This window comes from Blautia sp. 1033sp1_1033st1_G9_1033SCRN_220408 (assembly GCF_040929965.1).
GTDB lineage: Bacteria > Bacillota > Clostridia > Lachnospirales > Lachnospiraceae > Blautia_A > Blautia_A ammoniilytica.
In genome coordinates this window covers 1-2860 of sequence record NZ_JBFKZO010000049.1, presented here as the reverse complement: position 1 = coordinate 2860, position 2860 = coordinate 1, and the positions used below count along the sequence as shown (strand labels likewise).

The 2860-nt window shown below is 41.4% G+C and carries 2 protein-coding genes and 1 pseudogene; all 3 read left to right on the top strand.

The window, feature by feature from the left end:
• Positions 1 to 441, top strand: a 441-nt coding sequence (locus AB5916_RS17345) for a replication/maintenance protein RepL (RefSeq protein ID WP_032566776.1), incomplete at its 5' end; no start/stop codon positions are given.
• A gap of 617 nt (positions 442 to 1058) precedes the next feature.
• The gene (locus AB5916_RS17340) at positions 1059 to 2162 is read left to right on the top strand and encodes a plasmid recombination protein (RefSeq protein WP_007572070.1); all 1104 of its coding nucleotides are present in this window, start codon (positions 1059 to 1061) and stop codon (positions 2160 to 2162) included.
• 471 nt (positions 2163 to 2633) lie between these two features.
• Positions 2634 to 2860: pseudogene (locus tag AB5916_RS17335) on the top strand (RepA protein); the annotation flags it as partial.

Below are 2860 nucleotides of genomic sequence, written 5' to 3'. Positions count from 1 at the left end.
GCTGATACAGATACAGGAGAAGTATTCAAAACCTCGTTTATCCGACAAATAGAAGTAGATGAAGAGCAATTTGCAAAACTATACCTTGCGAATTTTGCCGCTTTTTTCAATCTATCACAATCAGCTATTCGGGTTTTCGGGTATATTCTAACTTGCATGAAGCCTAAGAATGATATGATAATTTTCGATAGGCGAAAATGCTTAGAATACACCCAATACAAATCAGACAAAGCCATATACAAAGGATTGGCAGAGCTCGTACAAAGTGAAATCATAGCAAGAGGTCCAAACGAATATAATTGGTTCATTAATCCGTTGATTGTCTTTAATGGGGATAGGGTTTCATTTACAAAAACATACGTTCGGAAAAAGACTTTAGCTGCCCAAAAGAAAGAAGAAGCAGAGAAACGACAGTTATCACTTGGTTTTGATGAACTGTAACACTCCATTGAGTGAAGCTGCCGTTTGGTCGCTCCCCCTTTGGGGGCGGGGGGGGATAGATAAAGTTCCTCTATGTAAAGTTATAATGGGGGATGAAAGGCAAGGTTCGCTAACCTTACCCCGATTGTTTATGCTTCCCAGCATTCAATCTATCCCCGTTTATGGGTTTCTCTTTCACCCTACAAAGATAACCTCATGGGGGAAAAATGTCCAAGAATATGGGGTAAAAACTATCAAGTCGGTAGAAAATAAGTATCTTTGAAGTACATTTTTAGTAGAGGTATTGGTATGCCTAGACGAAGCAGATAGGCAAAAATAAAGCCGCTGGGGATGTCGGATGTCCGTCAATTAACTCCAGCGGCTTGTATTTTGGTAACTCTCCCGTATCGGTCAGCTACCGTTTGGTCAGCAACAAAGGTAGTACTTTATTGTCGCAAATCCAAATGTTTTCCCCTTTATTTGTGCATTTACAAAACATTCACTAACTTCGCACCTATGCAGTATGGTGATAGCACACTAGCACCCTAAAGGGTACGTGTGTAAGGGGACAAGCCCCCTTAACCCCCTGTCAGCCGGCTGTCACCGGCTGTTATCGATTGTCACAAAAATGTTAACTTATGGGAGCAACAAGTATTCATGTACAAGCAGTGAAGCCGGGGAGCGAGATTCACAACTTTAGGGAAAAAGAGTTGGACTATGTTCGTCCGGAACTTAGTCATTTGAATGAAAGCTGGGTTGGAGATAGCATCTCCCATCGGCTGGAGAGTGCGAAACAGAGATATTTCGATACGGTTGGGCAGAAGATGCAGACTAAAGCAGCACCCATACGGGAGGGGGTAATAGTAATCAAGCAAGAAACCACCATGCAGGAACTCCAGCAATTCGCTGCGGTCTGCAAGGAACGTTTCGGTATTGAAGCGTTTCAAATCCATATACACAAGGACGAAGGATACATGAACGCAAAGCAATGGACACCTAACCTTCACGCCCATGTAGTTTTCGATTGGACGCAGCCGAACGGGAAGAGTGTGCGTTTATCGCGTGATGACATGGCAGAACTCCAAACCATAGCATCTGAAGCACTGGGCATGGAACGTGGTGTTTCTTCTGATCGCAAACACTTATCGGCTATGCAGTACAAGACCGAATGTGCGAAAGAACAGCTTCAGGAACTATCCAACGATATATCCAGTGCGTTAGACAAGCACAAGGACGTGCAAAACCAGCTTCTTCAGCTTCAGAAAGAACTACGTTCCATTGAAACAAAGAAAAACGTCCAAAAACTCATTTCTAAGGCTTCAGAGAAGTTTTACGGCTTGATAGGGAAAACGGTTAACGATAGGGAAAAAGATGCCTTAAAAGCCAAAATAAAGGCTTTAGAGGGGGAAAATGAACAGCTATCCGATAGACTGGGAAAGGCTATACTTGAAAAAGAGCGAAACGGCACAAAGGTATTCAAAGCCGAGAACGACAAGGAGTATTATAGACAGCAAATGGACAATGCAAGGACAACCAGTAACCGACTAAGAACGGAGAACCAAGAACTAAAGACCGAAACCAAGGAATTGAAAAAAGAACTTGGTAAGATGAAAGACTTGTTCAATTCCGAACAACTGGAGGCTTTAAGGCATCATTTCCCAAACATATCAAAAGCTATGGAAGAGGGGAAAGACCTACTCAAGCAAATCACCAGAAGCAGAGGTTTCGGCATGGGTATGTAACCCCCCCCGCCCCCAAAGGGGGAGCGACCAAACGGCAGCTTCACTCAATGGAGTGTTACGCCGTTCGGGTTCGGAAGAAATTTTGCAGGGTTCGAAAAACGGTTGTGTGCTTATTCGAAAAAAAGTTTATGGTGTGGGCGCTCGTCGGGACGGGTGGTCCCGCCCCTTGCCGCTGGGCGCTCCCCGACCGATGATTTTTTAAGTAGTTGATTATATGCCGTTTTTAGGGTATAATAAGAACTTAAGAAATAGAATAAGTTAAGTAGTTGATACTCAATATAGGGTATTTTCCATATTGGAAAATCTGATTTTCCATATTAGAAAGTCACTCTTTCCTATTAGATGTTAAAAAGGAAAATATATTTTGCTTTTTTATTGTATTAATGGAAATTTAAATATTCCTTTGTGGAAAATCAAATTATACTTTTTCACCGATATATAGAAAGTCAAATTTGCCTAAATAGAATGTTTATGGAAAATAAGAAAGTACTCAAATTAACCGATTTTCAAAAAAACGAAGAAAACCCCTTTATGAAACAAGCAATTGAAGGGATTGAAAATCACGTTGTTAAGAAATACAAAAGTAGTACGGGAAGTGATAAAAAAGCTGTAGTTGCTGTTGCTGATACAGATACAGGAGAAGTATTCAAAACCTCGTTTATCCGACAAATAGAAGTAGATGAAGAGCAATTTGCAAA